This window comes from Martelella alba (assembly GCF_005217455.1).
GTDB lineage: Bacteria > Pseudomonadota > Gammaproteobacteria > Enterobacterales > Enterobacteriaceae > Acerihabitans.
Map to the genome: position 1 here is coordinate 1 of NZ_SZPQ01000027.1, position 19379 is coordinate 19379.

General features: G+C 57.3%; 14 protein-coding genes. 10 read left to right on the forward strand and 4 right to left on the reverse strand.

Annotation, left to right across the window (positions count from 1 at the left end):
* From FCN80_RS17270 to glpA, 4 genes are all read right to left on the reverse strand, one after another.
* A partial coding sequence (locus FCN80_RS17270) for an aquaporin (RefSeq protein WP_170975434.1) occupies positions 1-144 on the reverse strand: 144 nt, incomplete at its 3' end.
* Positions 145-463: 319 nt separating this feature from the next.
* Complete coding sequence (gene glpC, locus FCN80_RS17275) at positions 464-1666, reverse strand: anaerobic glycerol-3-phosphate dehydrogenase subunit GlpC (protein WP_136991421.1); 1203 nt, start codon at positions 1664-1666, stop codon at positions 464-466.
* A complete protein-coding gene (gene glpB / locus FCN80_RS17280; protein WP_136991422.1) occupies positions 1663-2937 on the reverse strand; it encodes a glycerol-3-phosphate dehydrogenase subunit GlpB in 1275 nt (424 codons plus the stop codon). Before glpB ends, glpC begins: the two co-directional genes overlap by 4 nt.
* Entirely contained in the window at positions 2927-4579 is a 1653-nt protein-coding gene (glpA, locus tag FCN80_RS17285; RefSeq protein WP_136991423.1) for an anaerobic glycerol-3-phosphate dehydrogenase subunit A, read from the reverse strand. The genes glpB and glpA overlap by 11 nt, the downstream gene beginning before the upstream one ends.
* A 248-nt stretch (positions 4580-4827) precedes the next feature.
* Between glpA and FCN80_RS17290 the strand changes: the two genes are divergently transcribed.
* The 10 genes from FCN80_RS17290 (at position 4828) to galU (ending at position 19368) form a co-directional block, all read left to right on the forward strand.
* Entirely contained in the window at positions 4828-5007 is a 180-nt protein-coding gene (locus tag FCN80_RS17290) for a YmiA family putative membrane protein (RefSeq protein ID WP_230492739.1), read from the forward strand.
* A 305-nt stretch (positions 5008-5312) separates the two neighbouring features.
* Positions 5313-5669: a hypothetical protein gene (locus tag FCN80_RS17295; protein ID WP_136991424.1), complete on the forward strand. Its 357-nt coding sequence runs from the start codon at positions 5313-5315 to the stop codon at positions 5667-5669.
* 855 nt (positions 5670-6524) lie between these two features.
* Positions 6525-7478, forward strand: a complete 954-nt coding sequence (gene oxyR / locus FCN80_RS17300) for a DNA-binding transcriptional regulator OxyR (RefSeq protein ID WP_136991425.1) — start codon at positions 6525-6527, stop codon at positions 7476-7478.
* Between the two features lie 431 nt (positions 7479-7909).
* Complete coding sequence (locus FCN80_RS17305; protein WP_136991426.1) at positions 7910-8305, forward strand: hypothetical protein; 396 nt, start codon at positions 7910-7912, stop codon at positions 8303-8305.
* A gap of 376 nt (positions 8306-8681) precedes the next feature.
* Positions 8682-10766: a UDP-forming cellulose synthase catalytic subunit gene (bcsA, locus tag FCN80_RS17310; RefSeq protein ID WP_306767894.1), complete on the forward strand. Its 2085-nt coding sequence runs from the start codon at positions 8682-8684 to the stop codon at positions 10764-10766.
* A 41-nt stretch (positions 10767-10807) separates the two neighbouring features.
* Entirely contained in the window at positions 10808-13147 is a 2340-nt protein-coding gene (bcsB, locus tag FCN80_RS17315) for a cellulose biosynthesis cyclic di-GMP-binding regulatory protein BcsB (RefSeq protein WP_170975435.1), read from the forward strand.
* 2 nt (positions 13148-13149) lie between these two features.
* Positions 13150-16848: a cellulose biosynthesis protein BcsC gene (locus tag FCN80_RS17320; RefSeq protein ID WP_136991429.1), complete on the forward strand. Its 3699-nt coding sequence runs from the start codon at positions 13150-13152 to the stop codon at positions 16846-16848.
* A 20-nt stretch (positions 16849-16868) separates the two neighbouring features.
* Positions 16869-17330, forward strand: a complete 462-nt coding sequence (bcsD, locus tag FCN80_RS17325) for a cellulose biosynthesis protein BcsD (RefSeq protein ID WP_170975436.1) — start codon at positions 16869-16871, stop codon at positions 17328-17330.
* Positions 17331-17372: 42 nt separating this feature from the next.
* Positions 17373-18338: a sensor domain-containing diguanylate cyclase gene (locus FCN80_RS17330; protein WP_136991431.1), complete on the forward strand. Its 966-nt coding sequence runs from the start codon at positions 17373-17375 to the stop codon at positions 18336-18338.
* 133 nt (positions 18339-18471) lie between these two features.
* Positions 18472-19368 (forward strand): UTP--glucose-1-phosphate uridylyltransferase GalU, encoded by an 897-nt coding sequence (gene galU / locus FCN80_RS17335; protein ID WP_136991432.1) that lies wholly within the window; start codon positions 18472-18474, stop codon positions 19366-19368.
* The last annotated feature ends 11 nt before the right edge of the window (positions 19369-19379 follow it).

The following is a 19379-nucleotide window of genomic DNA, read 5'->3' on the forward strand; positions in this document are numbered from 1 at the left end:
TATAATGCTGATTTCCCACTGACCGAAGCTGGCGCCGGTCAGTTTTAGCGCGGCCACGCAGCCGCAGCCGAAGAACAAAAGCAGGGCGGTCCCGAGGAATTCCGCGATACATTGGCCTTTTAAAGTTGGCGTTTTCTGGCTCATAAGCATGTCCTACTGGCAAATTGTGAAATAACCGGTTAAGACGGGGAGTGACCGGATCAAGCCTAGCCTGAAAGCATGACTAGGTCTGCGAGGAGTGTAACGTTGATGAGCGAAAACGAGAAATATCGAAATTAATATGTGTGCAATAGGTCATAAAAATGATCGTAAACGACTATAAACGATAATTATTCTTTCACTTTCGAAAATGGCCGTGGCGATACGCGCCGGCGAAAACACGTCGGCGTCAGAGGGATGCGGACCGGCGCGGCAATGCGCGGCGCCGGAAAATCACGCGGTGCGCGTCAGGGGATAAACCGGCCTAATCCGCCAGCGCCCGCGCCAAAATTGTGATCGGATGCTCGCAGCGTTTACTGGTGGACATCTCAATCTGCCATTTACAGGTTTCGCAGTCGGTGACCACCAAATCGGCGCCGCACTCTTCAATTTGTTTAAACAGCGGCGCGCCGATGCGCTGCGCCGTCGGATAATTTTCCGTTTTAAAGCCGTAAGTGCCGGCGATGCCGCAGCAGCGCGAATCCAGAACGGTCAGTCGCAGGCCGGGGATCCGACGCAACAGGTCCAGCGTATAGGCGCTCCAGCCCAGCTTTTCCATATGGCAGGGGGTATGGTAGGCCACATGGAGCGGCATAGCCTTAAGCGGTAGCGTTTTGCCCGCTTCCAGCAGGCGATAGAGATAACGGGTGGCGAGTTCCACCCGATCGCGTACCGCCGATGTGTCCACATCCAGCAAATGCGGATATTCCTCGCGCAGGGCATGGATGCAGCTTGACGAGGTGCCCACCACCGTCACGCCCTGTTCCTGGACCGCCGCGCGCAACGCATCATTATTGATTCGGGCCTGCCGCTGCGCCTGGGTGATAAAACCGTTGGCGATAAGCGGTACGCCGCAGCATTTTTCCTGCTTGAGTAATTGCACGCCGACATTCAGCGCGTTGAACACCCGCAGTAAATCCTTGCCCAATTGCGGATAGTTGTAATTGACATAGCAACCGTGAAAAAACGCCACCTGTTCCGGGTAGCGCCGCTGTTGGTCGGCCTGCTGGCGGTACCAGCGGCGAAAGGTGCCAAAGGCATACGTCGGCAAGGATCGGCGGTGGTCAATCTTTAACGCGCCGTCCAGCAGACGTTTGACCGGCGGCAGGCTGGTGCCCAGGTTCACCAGGGGCGCCAATGGGGTCGATAGCCGGCCCATCATGTCGGTATGACTCAGCAGCCTGTCGCGCAGGGAGGGGGTATGCTCGCTATACCGGGCTTTGGCCCGTTGGATGATATCGCCTATCGGCACATCGGAGGGACAGGCGACTTCGCAGCGCTTGCAGTTGGTACAGTAACGCAACGCCTCATCGAACAAACCGGGATCTTTCAGTCGCAGCCGTTCGCCGTCCGGTCCGGCCTGCTTGGGGCCCGGATAAAGGGGATTGACGTTGGCCACTGGACAATAGGTGGTGCATACGGTGCATTTGATGCAGCTCTCGAAGCTGCTTTCCCATGAGCTGTTCATGCGATTTCCTTAGCCGACGCCAGGATCCGGCGCGCGGCAGACAGGGCGCTGATTAGCGAGACGCCCGCGCCGCAGCCTTGCTGTAGCGGATCGTAACCGCCGAGCACCGCCCCCGCGGCATAGACGTTTTCCATTGGCTCGCGCTCAGCCATAAGACGCAACCGATCGTCGGTGTTAACGCCGAATTCCCGATAAGGCTGCGGCTCGAAAAAACCGGTTCGACACCAGTCGCCGCGGGAGGGGAGACTGTGAATATCCGCATTGAATACCGGCTCACGGATGCCCTCGCGCTCGGCCAGCAGTCCATTGCTGAAAAAACTGCCGCTGGCCAGAATGAACTGCCGCGCCTTTAGCATAATATCGCCGTGGTTGCGGGTGTAGAGGCCCATTACCCGTCGACCGGCCATGCTTGCCTTAAGGACGGTGTCGCCCGGCATAAAGATCCCGCCGAGCCTGTTGAACCGTTGGCGCAACGCCTGGAAAAAGCGCACCCCCAGCAGGGATGGCGGCAGCGTGGGCAATATATGCACCGGCCTGCCCAACGCGGCGCGAAGTCGTTCCAGCGGTCGGCCGTCTTCCAGTCCGATGCAGGCCGGCAGGATAATGCTTTCGGCATCGCCGGCCAGACGGACGAGCTCGTCGGTCATCGCCTGGGCGTTGTCGGGGATATCCAGGCGCCGGGCGATATTCACCGCCCGGAACTCGCTGGGATTATTGCGCAGCGAATCCAGCACGGGCAGGTGAATCAATGTGGCGCGGGCGTCGAGTCCTTGTTCTCGCGTCAGCGTATCGGCCACCAGGGCCGGTTGGAAATCCAGAAAACCCTCAATGCCGGCTATCAAAATAGCGTGCCAGGGGAGGTTTTGGCCGGATTCGACGATGGGAACATCGGTCGGGCTGAGCCAAGTGGCCCGGCGGGTGCCGAGCGGCGTGATCCGTAGATGATTGCGGGCCATGGAACCCCGCAGTGACAACCCGCATCGCTCCAGCAGGGCCTGCGCTTCCTGCGCCAAGGTTGCGACGGTCTCGGCGCCAAGGATGCTGTAGGGATGCCGCGGCGCCATCCGCGCCAGCGCCGGCAGCGCCGCCGGCGGCGACGTCACCGCCGTACCGTCCGGCAGACGGGAGAGCAGGTCGAGGGACCCGGAAGACGAAAACAACGCGCCTTGGCCTGCGCTGACCACTGCGCAGCGCAGGCCGTGTTCGGCCAGGCGGATGGCGCCGCTGAGTCCGGCCAATCCGCCGCCTATCACTATGACATCAAAGTCCATGATCCGCCTCCCGCCGTTTGGCGTCGTCACAGGCGTCCAGCCCGCACAACCCTTGATAGACCCAACTGGTGAATTCGCTTTCGCGTAACGCATCGCCCCAGGCCACCGGTCTGATGCCCTTCCAGCGTTCATTGAGAAATTCGCCCAGTTGCTCGACGGATTGCTGCGCGGTGACGACGTTGAAACGGGCAAGTAGCCCGGCGGCGCGGCAGGCGCACAATTCGCCCTGACAGGTGCCCATGCCCACCCGCGTCCGGCGTCGCAAATCAGTCAGATCGCGTACCGCCAGCGTCTCGGCGGCGTAGCGTACCTCGCCGGCGGTCACCGCCTCGCATTCGCATACCAGGCTATTATCGAGCCGGTTATTCTGGGGCAGGCGATCGGCGCGATCGCCATGGCGATAACGGGCGGAACCGGCAATGCTGGCCGGCAGGAGGGAGGGATCCCGGCCGGATTCTTGTTCCGGCGCGCGCGAGCCCGGCAAAGGTTCGCTGGCCGTCGCGCAGGTCGCCGTCACGCCCAGCTTTTTGCAAATGCTGTCGGTGGCCCATTCCGCCATCAGGCGGTAAGTCATCAACTTGCCGCCGGTAATGGTAATGAAGCCTTCCATCCCGTCGCGGACGGCATGATCGAATAACACGATGCCACGGCTGACGGCCCGTCCGGAGGGATCATCATCGCTGGCCACCAGCGGCCGCACGCCGGCATAAGCGCGCAGCAGTCGGGTAGTGGCCAGCGCCGGCGCCAGCAGACTGCCTTCCCGGATAAGCAGATCCACTTCTTTCTCCGTCACGGTCATTTCATCAATGCGATCGTAATCCACCCGGGTAGACGTGGTGCCAATCAGCGACACGGTATCCCCCGGCACCAGGATATCGGCGTCGGCTGGCGGCCGGCAGCGGTTGATCACTGTGTTGTTGATCCGATGGCCGAGAATCAGTAAGGCGCCCTTGGCGGGAAACATTCGCACGGGCAAATCAGCGTATTCGGCGATATGCTGTCCCCAGATACCGGCGGCGTTCACCACCACCTGCGCACGAATCTCCCCTTGCTGCCCAGTGTGGTGGTCGAAAACGCGCACGCCGCAAACGCGATCGCCCTGGCGTATCAACCCGGTCACTTCATGGTAAGTCAGAAAACGCGCGCCGTGCTCGCGGGCATCAAGCATATTGGCGGTGATCAGTCGGAAAGGATCGAGGGTGCCGTCAGGCACCCGCACCGCCCCGATCAGATCGGGGTTGACGCAAGGTTCCAGGCGCCGCGCTTCGGCCGGATCAATGGCCTGCGCGTTGATGCCGGCTTCGGCGCAACGACGGATAAACAATTGTTGATAGTCCAGCGAATCTTGCGGCAGGGTGATAAACAGGCCGTCGACCGGTTCGACGCAGTGCCGGGCGATGCGCTTTAGCACCTGATTCTCGGCAATACACTCCCGTGCGGATTCACTGTCGTTTACCGCATAGCGGGCGCCGCTATGCAAAAGTCCATGATTGCGCCCACTGGCGCCGCTGGCGATATCGAAACGCTCCAACAGCAGGCATTTCAGTCCGCGCAGGGCGCAATCCCGCGCGATTCCCGCCCCGGTCGCGCCGCCGCCGATGATAATCACATCCGTGTCATTATAAGGAGATTGCGTGGTCATAACCTCTCCTATCTCTATTGAGCCGGCACCGAAACGTGCCTTGTGCCGCTATTAGGGCATAAATGCGTCCCAAAAAGTTTGATAGAGAGCAAAAACGAACATAAAACGAAAATTATATTTTCGTTAAAAAACGTTTTAACTGATAACATCGCCAAAGAAATCGATAGACAGGACTTATGGAGTCCGTGGGGATATGTAGAGGTCGACGATTGAATTGCCGGGGGTAAATCCTTACATTCGGAACTCTGATGACATCATTGAAAAATATCATGAAATACAAAGCCCTTAGAGATCACGCTCTCCATCCCGCCAGCAAAAGGGAACGAATACGCCGGGTGCGCGACCTGCGGCGCAAGGTGTGGCTGGCGGTTTTTTTCATATGCGCACTATTCTGGTTATGCGTGGCCTGGATCGTTATCCAGTTCTAAGTTCGTTATAATCACGACAAACCCAGGGAATCCTGCGCCTCGAAACATATCGATGGGATGATACAACACTAAAACAACACCATAGGCTAAATGATCCGCCTGACCTGCCGATAACGCAGAGGGACGTGAGATCGGACCAACCCCCGCGGCCGATTCGCCTTTTTTTAGATGTCATGCCTGAGGAAAAGTAATATAACAAATTTATTAACAAAATGTTGTTTTGGTGAGCGTGATGCTGATGCTACAGGCGCATGCGCTTTGAGTAACCAATCCTTGGTGGTGTTCCTCATATAGGAGTTGATGGGATGAAAGGACGCAAACGCGTAAACCAATCCGGCTTAGCCTGCTCGCCTCTGCCCGCGCCGCTACCGGCATCCGTTCCCAGGCTGATCACCCGCTTGGCCTATATCGCCGGTGTCGAGCAAGAGAAAGCGATGGAAATTCTCGGCAGACCCTATGCCGATGGCGGAATTTCCTCAGATCAGGCGGCGGCTATCAGGAAATATTTTCCGTTTTTGAATCTGACGGCGGGGGAAACCGGCATGGAATCTCTCACTATCGCACTGGTCGCAACCTATTTGCAAATTGAATATGCCTATGAAAAAGGCCATTATCTTCCGCATAAAGTGTTACAATATATTGCGTCCCTTAACGTTATGTGATCAATCCACAACGCTACTTTATCGGCCTGAAAATTGTTTTTGACAACGGAAAGAAGTTCTTTTGGGCGCGTCATCGCAAATTTTAAGAATGACTGACTAATTTAATGTAATAACGGGGTTTTCCGACCTAACGCATCGGGCGTAACGTGACTTTTCGTTCAGATTTCTTGCGCTGCGTGGCATTTTCCACAAGCAGGCATATTGAGGCGGGCTGTCGTTTCAGCGTACAAAACTCGATTGTTTCATCAATGAATAGCGCATAAATTATAATTACCCTCAATTGATTAACTTCAAACAAGGTATATATGATAGCGGCTGTTTTTCAGGGCATTCCGATTTCATTAATAGAATTCACATTTTAACTATCAAAATAAGTTGCGGGTAAAATCTTATATTCTCATACGATTTTTTGATAGGTGTTTTTCTCTTGTTTATTGCTTGTTTCGAGGGATGCGCAGTGCGTGCGGAAACAGGTTGTAGCCGGCATGATGCCGGGTTTTTCAATAACATCAGGGCGGGTGTTTATAATCTTGAATTAGATTGTCTTTCGTAAAACATATGAGCGGGAAAGGGAATAATGGAACTTTAAGAAGTGATTTTTGTCAACTTTTTATCTGCCCACGCTAATTCTTTTCCCTTCAGGATAAGAATATAAAGACAGGACGATGGTAAAAAAATACAATAAGGTAAACGCCAGGTAACGTACATAACTTTCTTATAACATTGAGACAAGGTGTTGATGTCAAGCGGCCTTTCTATCCGGTATGGTTTTCCCGCTGACGCTGCATGGCCGGCGGGGAGGCGATTGTGCATCAAGGATAGACGACGAAGGCGCTGACAAACCCGGAGAAAAGTATGAATATTCGAGATCTGGAGTACTTGGTGGCGCTGGCCGAGAAGCGCCATTTCCAACGGGCGGCCGATGCATGTAATGTGAGTCAGCCAACGTTAAGTGCTCAAATACGAAAGCTTGAGGACGAACTGGGATTAAGATTGCTGGAGAGGACTACCCGTAAGGTTCATTTCACGCAAAATGGTTTACAACTGGTCGAACAGACCAAAGCCGTGTTACGCGAACTCAAGGCGCTGCGATCATTGGCCACGTTACAAAAAGACGTTATGCAGGGTCCGACCAATATAGGGATTATTCCGACCATCGCGCCATATCTCATTCCACTGATATCTCCTGTTATTTGTCAGAAATTCCCGAATCTCGATCTTTATTTGCATGAAGAACAAACGCATCAATTGCTGGCGATGCTGGAAGCCGGCAAGATTGAATGCGCTATTATGGCCATGGTGCGCGAAACCAGTCAATTTGCCGAGCTACCATTGTATGAGGAACCGTTTTTGCTGGCGGTGACCCGTGACCATCCTTTGGCGCAGGAAACCGCAGTTGATATGCATAAATTGGCTGGCAATAAACTGATTATGCTTAATCAAGGTAATTGTTTACGGTGGCAGGCCATGCGGTATTGCTATCAATTCGACGCCGAGGAAGATACCCGGTTTGCCGCCACCAATCTGGAAACGCTGCGTACCATGATTGCCTGCAACGGCGGAATGACCTTTATGCCGAAGCTGGCGGTCAGGCGGGATGATCGCTGCGTTTATCTTCCCTGTGTCAATCCGGAACCGAAACGGACCATCGTAATGGTTTTTCGGCATGGCAACAGTATGCGTAGTCGTTATGAACAGCTGCGCAAAGAGATAGCCCGCCATATGAAGCCCATTCTGGAACAAAACATCGTCCATGCGCCGGCGATGCCGGCAGTAAAAAATTGGTCCGACTGCAATGAGCCGGATTGATAACGGTACCCTTTGACTTTATGTCGATTTAATCCGGTAGTCCCTTAGTGACAATCCCGTCCGTCAGGCATTGGCCGGGATTAACGCTGGGTTGGTGACGGTCATTACTGGGGTGTCATCTATGAATAGGGTGCATTTAATTCATTGACGTCCCGCTTGCTATGGGCGCGGCGCATTAAATAGGGACGGTGATGGTTGGAGCGATAATTAATTGATAAGAGTGATTGAATTTCTGTGCATATAAACTATATGCTTCATTTGTTTTTAGGCCGATTCAGCGCTGTTTCATTTTCCACGCCGAAAAAACGCTGGCGGCCGGCGTTCAACATGCGGGTTGACGGCCTAAAATCGGTGCATAAAAAAGGCTTCAGCCAAATCGGCAAAATAGCTGTAGCGTGCCGAAAAGGTCTATTCAGGAATGGGGAAAAATAATGTACGATGATATTGGCAATCTGAAGGAAAAAAGTGGTTTGCGGAATTTCGCCTTTCAAGATTTTAGTAAACAAGACGAAAAAACCTCTTCCTCCGCCGACGATCATGTCGCCGATGCCGGCGACGGCAGTCGGACCCCTCCGGCGCAAGCAGTGCGGGTGAAAGCCGTATCACCCCTAAATGCCGCACAGGCCGCTTCCGACGGCGCGGCCGCGCCGGCCATGGCCAAACATAACAAACCGCCCCGCGCGATGGACGCCTCTTTGTTTGCGCAGCCCGCCGCACCTTCAGCGCCTGTGCAAAACGGAATACGGACAGTGGATGGCGGCCGTTCCCGCGCCATAGATCATATTTCCCTGAGCTCGTTGCTCAAGGCGATTGCCAATTCCCAATGAGTCGGCGTTAACGACTCGCCACGCAATATTGGCCGCTAGGGATGAAATTTTATACTCATCATACTTCAGGATGACTTTTGTGGCGGCGTTTGCTCATCCCGGTCACGGCGCTGGCTATGCGCCTGGGGACAAAAAGAGGCCTCCCGTTTCTTATCGGAGGCTTGCCATGGGGCGGTTCAAGTTCGTTCCGGCGAATTCGTCGCCCGCCCGCCGCCGCGATGCAACTTGGCGTATTTAGAGAATATAGACGCTGCGTTTGAACGTTTACCAGATGTACCATTTTCATTCCTATACCAGCGTCTGGCCTCTGACTGCCGCAATCATAATGACGTGTGTGGATACACGGCGTGTAACGGATTTTTTTGGAATTATGATGATGATATTTCTGAGGCGATGCTTACTCCTGATGGCATCTATGATTATGGTGTTGTTAATCATTACGCCAATGGACAATAACCGACAATACATACTGGGCTTGATCAGTATTGCTTTTGTCATGATATTGGGATACAAACCCAGCCGCCAACGCTTATTGGTAATGATTATATTATCCACCGTCATGTCAACGCGTTATTTATATTGGCGGGCGACCCATACTTTGCATTTCAACTCAACGATTGAAGCCATTCTTGGTATCGGGCTTTTCTTGGCGGAAGTCTATGCCTGGTTGATTATGATCCTGGGCTATTTACAAACCTGTTATCCGTTACGGCGGGGCATCGCGCCGTTGCCGCAGGATATCTCGGCCTGGCCCAGCGTCGATGTCTATATTCCCACTTATAACGAAAGCCTGGATGTGGTCCGGGATACGGTGCTGGCGGCTCAATGTATTGATTATCCCCGCGATAAGCTGCAAGTCTATGTGCTCGACGACGGCAAACGTCCGGAATTCGAGGCGTTCGCCAGCCAGGCGGGGGTAGGTTATATCACCCGTACGGATAACAGCCATGCCAAGGCGGGTAATCTGAATCATGCCATGACCCTTACCCGGGGCGAGCTGATTTGCGTCTTCGATTGCGATCATGTGGCCACACGTATTTTTCTCCAGGCGACAGTAGGCAGTTTTCTACAGGATCCCCGTCTGGCGCTTATCCAGACACCCCACCACTTTTACTCCCCGGATCCGTTCGAGCGTAATCTGAGCGCCGCGCGCCGCGTGCCCAACGAAGGCGCGCTGTTTTATGGTCCGGTGCAGCAGGGCAATGATAATTGGAACGCCACGTTTTTCTGTGGGTCCTGCGCGGTTATTCGTCGCGCGGCGTTGGATCAGATTGGCGGTTTCGCCGTGGAAACCGTCACCGAGGATGCGCATACCGCCCTGAAACTACAGCGGTTGGGCTGGAATTCGGCGTTCCTGGCAATTCCACTGGCCGCCGGACTGGCGACGGAACGACTGGCGCTGCATGTCAATCAGCGAATCCGCTGGGCGCGCGGCATGACGCAGATTTTCCGTATTGACAACCCGCTGTTCGGCCGGGGGTTAACCTGGCCGCAGCGTCTTTGCTATCTCAATGCCATGCTGCATTTTCAGTATGGCTTGCCCCGCATCGTATTCCTTACGGCACCGCTGGTATTTATGTTGCTGGGATTGAATATCATCGCCTCGTCCGCTGGCATGATTTTTGCCTATGCCTTGCCGCATCTGGTGATGTCGGTGTATGTCACTTCCCGCAGCGTCGGTCGTTACCGGTATACATTCTGGGGAGAGGTGTATGAAGCGGTAATGGCCTTTCATTTGGTGCTGCCCACGGTGTTGAGCCTGATCTCGCCGCGCCTGGGCAAGTTCAATGTCACCGATAAAGGCGATCTGCTCGACAAAGATTATATGGATTATCGTACCGTGTGGCCGCTCATTGTGACGTCGTTGCTGCTGGCGGCGGGCATGGCCTGGGTCATTTACCGCTATACCGCCGGCCAATTGCTGGGTGTGGATCCTTATGTCGTCGCGTTAAATCTGGGTTGGGCCGGTTACAGCCTGCTGATTCTCCTGGCATCCATCGCCGTTGGCAAAGAGACGCGCCAAGTTCGCAAGACTATCCGTATCAATGCCGCTTTGCCGGCGGTTGTGACCCTGGCGGACGGCGGCACGCTTGCGGCGCAGACCCGTGATATTTCCATGGGAGGGGTCCGGGTGGCGGCCGATTATCGCGCCGGCGATTTGCGTGGCAATGTCGCGACGGTGACGTTGCACCTGCAGCGGGAACAGGTCACGTTACCGGTCAGTGTCAGCGCGATGGGAAAAAACGAGATCCGATTGGCCTTCAAGTCAATGACCCTGGATCAGCGCCGTAAGCTGGTCCGCGTGGTTCTGACCCGTGCCGATGCCTGGATTGCCCCGCCGGGGCGGCGGGATCGTCCGCTCCGCGCCCTGGCCGGCATTGCCCGCTGCGTACTGGAATTATTTTTTGGGGCCCGTCCCCGCGCGCAGGTCAAATCGCTGCGTTCGGGAGAGAGGGCATGAGAGCGAGGCTTATTAAACTGTTATGCGTCGGAATATATTGCTTGAATACGCTACCGGCCATGGCACAGCCGGCTACGCAAGGCGAAACGCCGCTAACGTTGCCCAATGGCGAACGTCTTGATGCCCCCGGTTTACCGTTGGCGCCGACATCGGATACGGAACCTGGCGGTCCGGCCGTCTCCCCGGCAACAGCCGGCAAGACACCGGCGGAAGCCGCGGTGACCGAGGATCTGACACTGGCGCAAATGGGGCAACGTCGGGCAATGACGCTACAGGGCAATCAGGCATTGTCCGGCGTGTCATTTTCTTTGCCGCAGGATTTGGTGGTGGAGCAGGCGCAGTTAAAGCTCATGGTATCCGCTTCGCCGGCACTGGCCCAGCGGGGCGAGATGTTGTTCATGATGCTTAACGGCCAACCGATGGGTACGCTGCCCCTTGGCCAGGATGCCGGCGGGGAGAATACCTACCAGTTGGATATTCCGGCCGCGATGCTGACCGGCCAGAATAATCTCAGCTTCCGGGTGGGGCAAAGCGATCAACCGGCGGAGGGACAATGCCTGGCGCCATTGGATAAAGGGCTCAGCGTCAGTATCTCTCCGGCTTCGGCGCTGCAATACCGGGGCGTCTGGCTCAATGGCGGTCGTAATCTGCGCCGTTTCCCGTTACCGTTTTTCGATCCCCGTAGTATGACCGGCACGTCATTGCCGCTGATGCTGGCCGCCGATCCGCAAGCGAGCGAGATAACCGCCGCCGCGATCATCGCCTCCGGCCTCGGCAGCCTGAGCGGGAACAGCGCGGTGGACTTGCCGGTATTACTGGACCAGTTGCCCGCCGGTAACGGCATTATCATTGGCCGGTCCGGGCAAACCGTGGCGGGTGTCGTGTTGCCTGGCGGCGACGGGCCGCAGTTGACGATCATTGATAACCCCTCCGCGCCGACGTTCAAATTACTGGTGGTCAGCGGCGACGATGAGGCTCAGCTACGCCAGGCCGCCTGGGATCTCAGCACGGCGCCGTTACCGGAGGGACCGCAATGGCGGGTCCCGATGAATGGCATTGCGCAACGCCATGATTATGATGCGCCGGCGTGGCTGAGTGCCGACGGACCGGTGCCGTTGCGCCGGCTTGCTGCCGCCGAGGGCGCGTTGTCGGCCAAAGGCCTTTACCATGGCGCCAACAATCTTACGTTTCGCGTTGCGCCGGACCTTTTCTGGTGGGATGGCGCCACATTGCCAATGAATCTGTCCTATGTGTTCGCCTCGGGCGAGGGAATCGATACCGCCGACTCGTCCCTGACGGTGTCCCTCAACGGCCGTTTTCTGGGGCGCCTGACGCCGCGCAACGCCGAGCCGGAACGGATAATCCGGCGTTGGCTGGGGCTAAACCAACCTATGCGGCACGCCAGCCTTTATCTGGATCCCGCCGGCATTTACAGTCAAAACCAGTTGGGTTTCTATTTTGATCTGCGTCCCGACAAGGCCAAGGGTTGTCTACCGCAAGCGGGGGCCAACCTGATCAGCCGCATTGACCCCGACTCGACGTTAAATTTCCCCCATAACCGGCATTTCGCGCTGATGCCCAATCTCGCCTATTTCGCCGGGGCGGCGTTTCCCTTCAGCCGCCGGGCGGATTTCGCCGAGACAACGCTGTTGCTGCCGGCCAATCCAGATGTGAATGAGCTTTATACCCTTATCAACCTGATGGTACGAGCCGGCAAAGCCACCGGTTTGGCGGCGGGACATGTCAAGGTCAGGCTTGGTATGCCCGCGGACGGCGATATCGACCATGACGATATTCTGGTGGTCAGCGATCTCGGCCAGGACAGCCCCTTGCCCGGCCTGATGACCGGCAGCGCTTTCGACATAGACGGCGGCGGGCTTACCGTCCGACCCCCCAGTAATGCGATACGGCTGCGATCTTGGCTGAATGGCGACGCGATGCCACAGGATGCCGCCGCCCGCGCCTACCTGGCCGGCGCCGGCGACTGGCGGGGGCTGCTCAGCTTCCGCTCCCCATGGGATCCCGGCAGAGTGGTCGTGGCGGTCGCCGCCAAAGACACGCGGCAGTTGCCGCGACTGATTCGGGACTTGAATGACCCGTCGGTCAACGCGGCGATCCACGGCGATCTCAGTATTATCAGCGGCAAAGGCGAGGTGAGCAGCTTTCAGGTCAGCGATCGTTTCGCCAGCGGGGATATGCCGCTTTATCTGCGGATTTTCTGGTACGCGGCCAGGCATGTGGTGGCGGTTGCGCTGTTGATCTTCGCCTTATCGTTGTTCCTCGGTCTGACCGCTTACGGCAGGCTACGGCGGCGAGCCGAACAGCGGCTCGGCGATTCGGACCGGGAAACGGGAAACGATGATACCCATGCTGGAGCATAACAATGAATAAAACTCTGCTTGCCGCGTTGACCCGGACGGCCTGTTGCGGCCTGCTGCTGGGCGGGGCTTGGCCGGCTCAGGCGCAACCGGTGATTAGCGCGCTGTTGCAACAAGCGAACTACTGGCACGGTCGCGCTCATGACGACAAGGCCCGTGAAGCGTTGCAAAAAATTCTGACGGTAGACGGCAACAACGCCGACGCGTTGTTTTATCTGGCGCTCTATGCCGCGCAGGATGGCAATACCGCCCAGGCCCTCTACTGGCGGCGACGGCTGGAAACGGCATCGCCGTCCGACCCCCGGCTGGCATCGTTGTCAGCCGCCGCCAAGCCGCAGGCGGTGTCCGCGCAGCAACTCGCCCAGGCCCGCCAGTTGGCGCGCCAGGGGGACAGTACGGCGGCGGTGGCGGCTTATCGGCGGATCTTCGGCGGCGACAGACCCACCGAAGAGTTAGCGACGGAATACTACCAAACGCTGGCCGGCGTTCCCGGACAACTGCCCCAGGCCATCGCCGGGTTACGGGAACAGGCGCGGATGTTCCCGGGCGATAACACCATTGCGCGCGCATTGGGCCGGACCTTAACCTATACCGAGGCAACCCGCCGCGAGGGTATCGGGATGCTGGCCGCGCTGGCGGACAAGGATACCGATGCCGATAAGGCTTTGCGGCAGGCCTTGCTCTGGCTGGAGGCCGGTCCGGGCGATCGCCCGCTATACCAGGCCTGGGCCAGTCGACATCCCGCCGATGGACAGCCGATGGCGCATTTTCAGCAGGCTATCGCCGGGCAGGACAAAAAGGCCGCCTATGATGCGCTGAATCAGGGCAACACGGCATTGGCCGCCGCCCGATTCGACCGGATCCTGCAAGCCAATCCCCACGATGCCGAAGCCCTGGCGGGGAGAGGGTATGCGGCGCTGCGCGCCGGCGATTATGCCGCCGCCACACGCTGGCTGAACCAGGCCGCCACTGATGGCGGCAGCGATGGAAGCCGATGGCGGCAACAGGCGCAGGACGCCGATTTTTACGCCCGGCTCGCCACCGCGCGTGAGGCGGCCCGCGCAGGCGATACGGCGCGGGCGCTATCGCTCGTCGAGCCATTGCAAAACGCGACGGGTGAACAAGGGGTTTTAGCGGGCATGTTGAAGGCCGATTTGCTCCGACGCCGGGGCGATATCGCCTCGGCCCGCGTGTTGCTGCAACGTTTGCACGATCAGTCCCCCGCGCGCGAAGATGTCTCCAGCGCACTGTATTATGTGCTGCGCCAGCAAGGGGAGAATGAACAGGCCCAAAAGCTGCTGGGACAATTGTCAGCGCAGACGCGGCAAAAACTGCGTCCGGCGGATGATCCCGCCGAGGCGCTGCGCCGTTCGGCGCGACAAGCGTCCGACGCGGGCAACGATGACCGGGCCGAAGCGCTGCTGCGCCAGGCGCGCGCCCGCAGTCCGGATAATGTCTGGGTCACTTTGGATTTGGCCAGACTACTGCGCCGGCGGGGCGACACGGTCGGTGCCGAACGGGAAATCGCCTCGCTGGCGGGCCGCCGGAATGACGACGCCGTCTATGCGGCGGCTTTGGATGCCGCGGACCAGCAACACTGGCGGGATGTGCTCAATTTGCTTAACAGTCGTCCGTCGCTAAATGAACGGGCGGTTGTCAAGGCATTGCGGGATCGGGCGGCGTTCAACTTGCAACTCGCCCAGGCCGACGATTACAGCCGGGCCGGCAACAACGCGGCGGCGATAAATACCCTGCGCCCACTGCTGGCGCATGCGCCGACGGCGTCCGCCGATATCGGCAAGCTGGCGCAAAGCCTGATGAACGCCGGCGATATGCCGCAGGCGCTGCAATTGGTGCGTCAGGATATGGCGCGCGGTTTGCACGGCTCGGTGGGGGACTATGCCGGGCATATCGCGGTGTTAAATAGCGCCGGTCGCTATGCCGACGCCGAAAGCCTGCTCAGCGACCCTTCGCTGCAAAACGGCAGCAACGCGGCCGATGTTCGCGCGCTGCGTAACGGCAGTCTGATCGCCGAGGCCGACGCGCTGCGGCAGCAGGGCCGGATTCGCCAGGCTTATCAGCGTCTGGCCGTCCCGTTGCGCGACGATCCCGGCAACGAGAATCTGTTGCTGGCCATGAACCGGGTTTATATGGCCGGCGATATGCTGCCGCAATCGACAAAAATCATCAATTACCTGCAACAGAATCATGGCGATGACCCGCAAGTGATCCGGGCCGGCGTTGAGCTGGCGCTGGCGCGCCGCGATGGCGATCAGGCCGGCCGTCTGCTGACGCGCTTGCCGCGCGCGCAGCAGCCCGAGGATATGCTGCTGGCCGCGCGGGTGGCCGAACTTAATGGGGAGAATCGCAAGGCCCTGGCATTGCTGGAGTCCGCGCAACAAAACACTGCGCAACGGAATGACTTCGCGGCGGCGCAGGATGCGGCGGCACCGGGATTGCTTGCCAACGGCGGCGTACCCGGCGACCCGGATTTATTCGGTTTGGACAACGCACGGGGTACGGACAAGCCGGATCCGGCCACAGCCGTCAGCCGCGACATCAGCCGTCGTATCGATGCTCTGAGAGACAAACTGGCGACCTGGGCGCAGGGCGGGATCGAGGTACGCAACATCAATGGCGAGAGTGGCCTGGGCCGATTGACCGAAGTCGCCGCGCCCCTGAGCTTGTCCGGCGTGCCGGGCGACAGCGCGCGCTGGGAGTTCAAGGTGCGGCCGTTGACGCTATACAGCGGTCAGGCCAGCGGCGAGGTCGCCAATCGTTTCGGGGCAGGCGCCCTAGTGCATGCTGAACGCCAGGCGGCGGATGATGACGACAACAATGCCGATGCCACCGATACCCAGCAAGCCTCCGGCACCGAACTGAATTTCAGCGTGAAGAACGACCTGGCCGGGATCGATATCGGTTCCACGCCTTTGGGTCAGCCGCTGGCCACGGCGGTGGGCGGGTTGACGTTTTCCCCGCAACTGAGCGAGCACAGCCGTCTGACGTTTACCGCGGAACGCCGGGCGGTCACCGATAGTCTGCTTTCCTACATCGGCAGCCGCGATCCCGTCACCGGTAAACGTTTCGGCGCGGTGACCCGTAATGGCGCGGACGCGCAATTGGCATGGGATAACGGTTATGCCGGCGCCTATCTCAGTGGCGGCTATTATCGTTACCTTGGCCGGAATGTCGTGGATAACGATGAAACAAAAGCCGGCGGCGGATTTTATTTACGGCCCTATCGAACCGATGATCAAGAACTCAAAACCGGCATTGATATTGATTATATGAACTTTAAGAAAAATTTAAGTTATTATTCGCTTGGCCAGGGCGGGTATTTCAGCCCGCAAAATTATCTCAGCGTTTCCGCGCCGGTGACTTTTACACAGCATTTTGATAAAGGCACCATTAGTCTGGGCGGCGCGATAGGCTATCAAACTTATCGCGAGAAAAGCAGCGATATTTTCCCTGGTCAAAGCCAATTACAACAGGAAATCGAAAGCTATGCCTCTGAGGTGGATGGTATCGATAGTCAATATGCCGAGCAAACGAAACATGGCGTCAGTTATCGCCTGAATTTTGATGCCCGTTACGCCATAACCGATGATTCGGTGCTTGGCCTGAATTTAGGTTACAGCACTTTCGGTAATTATAACGAAAGTAGCGCGCTTTTTTATTTAAAATATACCCCGAGTTATTGATGCTTAAAACGGATATTCCTATGCAGCCACAAGAAAATGAAATTCTTCAGCGTTCCTATCAAAGCGGTTGGCATGACCTGATTCAGTTTCTTTTCAATCAGGTTATCAGCGATAGTCAAGATAGCGAGGCGCACGAAAAGTTGCGTCAAATCGGCGCGGCCATCGCCGCCCGGCACCCTTTACCGCCTTGCGACAGTATCGCCGCCCTGGAAGCGTGTCTCAACGATCTGCTGGGGCATTTTGACTGGGGATTTGTGCGCATTGCGCCGGCGCGCCATGAACTGATTCTGGTGCATTGCGCCTGGCCGCATACGCCCACGCAGGGAGAAAACGCCCAATGGCGGCTGGCCAGCGCCTGTATGCTGGCGGGCGCCTACGGCGAATGGATAAGCGCCCAGGGGGGCAGAAATGAAGTCACCACCAACTGGCACGCCAAAGATACCGACGATGTATTGATTTTCCGTTATGCGTTGCATGCCTGACAGGCGACGCGACGTTCAGCGAAATCCGGGGGCTTGTAATAAATGGCGGCATTGTTTACCGAAGCGACGGCGGCGTATCGCCGGCCTAAGCTTTCCTTCATGAAATATATCATGGATCAGGCCTTGATGGTCACCATCACCGATACGCAAGGCATCATTATCTATGCCAATGAACTTTTTTGCCGGCACTGCGGTTATCAGCGATATGAATTAACGGGGCGACCGCATCAGATTATTGATGGCGGTTTCGGCGATGAAAAAACCTTGGCGCAACAACAAGCGCAATTAAGGCAAGGTGATTATTGGCGAGGGGAATTTTGCAACTATAAGAAAAGTGGCGAGCCATATTGGGAAGATATCACCATCATTCCGGAACGAAATGAACAAGGTAAAATCATCGCGTTCATTTCTATCCGTTTTGATATTACCCGGCAAATCGCCTTGCGTGATGGTTTATACCAGCGCAGTTATTACGACTCCATGACCCGGTTATTGAACCGGATCGGTTTTCTGGAGCGAGCGGAGGAAATCATTCAAGACAGTCAGCGTCAGTCTCAGCCTATCTGTCTGGCGATTTTAGACGTGGACAATTTCAAAATTATCAACGACAGCTACGGCCATGCCGCCGGCGACAGCGTACTGCGGCGGCTGGCGGTCCGGCTCGGCGCCGCGGCCGGCGTGCTGCCCGGCAGGTTGGGCGGCGACGAGTTCGTGTTGCTGTTTCCGGCCGGACTGGCGCCAGAGGATCCGGAATTGTCGCGCTTGCTAAATATCATCCTGGCGCGCGTCGCCAGACCGATACGTCTGAAAGGCCAGCGTCAGGTGATGCCGGCGGTAAGCCTGGGCGTCGCTTGCGCGCCCTATCACGGGCTGCGTTTGTCCGTCTTGCTCAAGCATGCCGATCAGGCCCTCTATCGTATCAAGAACAGCGGCGGCAACGGCTATGCCTTATTCGGCAGCCTGAACACCGCCCGCCGTTTCGGTCGCGATGGCGCGGATAGCGCATAACCGCCGAAGCACAATTGGCTGGGTTTTGTCGTAGTCGGTTGGGCGGGCGCGGTGTTTGACGATGCCCACCCGGCCCGGACCGATTTTTTTTGTTAAGTGATGCAGATAATCTGCCGATACTAAGGAAAAATATATGCTGAAAGCCGTCATCCCCGTTGCGGGTTTGGGTACGCGCATGCTGCCCGCAACCAAGGCAATACCCAAAGAAATGTTGCCGATAGTGGATAGGCCTTTGATTCAATATATTGTTGAGGAGTGCGCCGCGGCCGGTATCCGGGAAATCATCCTGGTAACCCACGCGTCCAAGAACGCCATTGAAAATCACTTCGATACCAGTTTTGAACTGGAATCTCTGCTGGAAAGCCGGTTAAAACGCCAATTACTCGACGAAGTCCGGTCCATTTGCCCGGACGATGTCCGCATCATGCATATCCGGCAGGGGCAGGCGCTCGGCCTGGGCCACGCGGTACGCTGCGCTTACCCCCTGGTGGGGGACAATCCGTTCGCGGTGATATTGCCCGACGTCCTGATCAATCCTTATTGCTGCCGACCCGCGCAGGACAATCTGTCCGCCATGCTTCGCCGTTTTGCTGAAACCGGTGTCAGCCAGATTATGGTCGAACCGGTCGCCGACGAAGATCTTTCCCGTTATGGCGTCGCGGATTGCGGCGGTCGCACTTGCGTCGCGGGCGCTTCGGCGCCAATGCATCGGGTAGTGGAAAAACCGCAGCCCCAGTCCGCCCCGTCCAATCTGGCGGTGGTGGGACGTTATGTCTTTTCCGCCGCCATCTGGCCGGCGCTGCAACAGATCAGGCCTGGCGTCGGCAACGAAATCCAGCTTACCGACGCCGTGGATTTACTGTTGACCCAAGAGCCGGTCGAAGCCTATGCCCTGGTGGGCAAATCCCATGATTGCGGCGACAAAATCGGCTATATCGAAGCGTTTGTCGAATACGCGTTGCAACATGCCAGCCTGGCGGAACCGCTTCGCGCCTGGCTAAGCCGGCGTTTCGCCATGACCGAAGCCTAATACCGGGATCA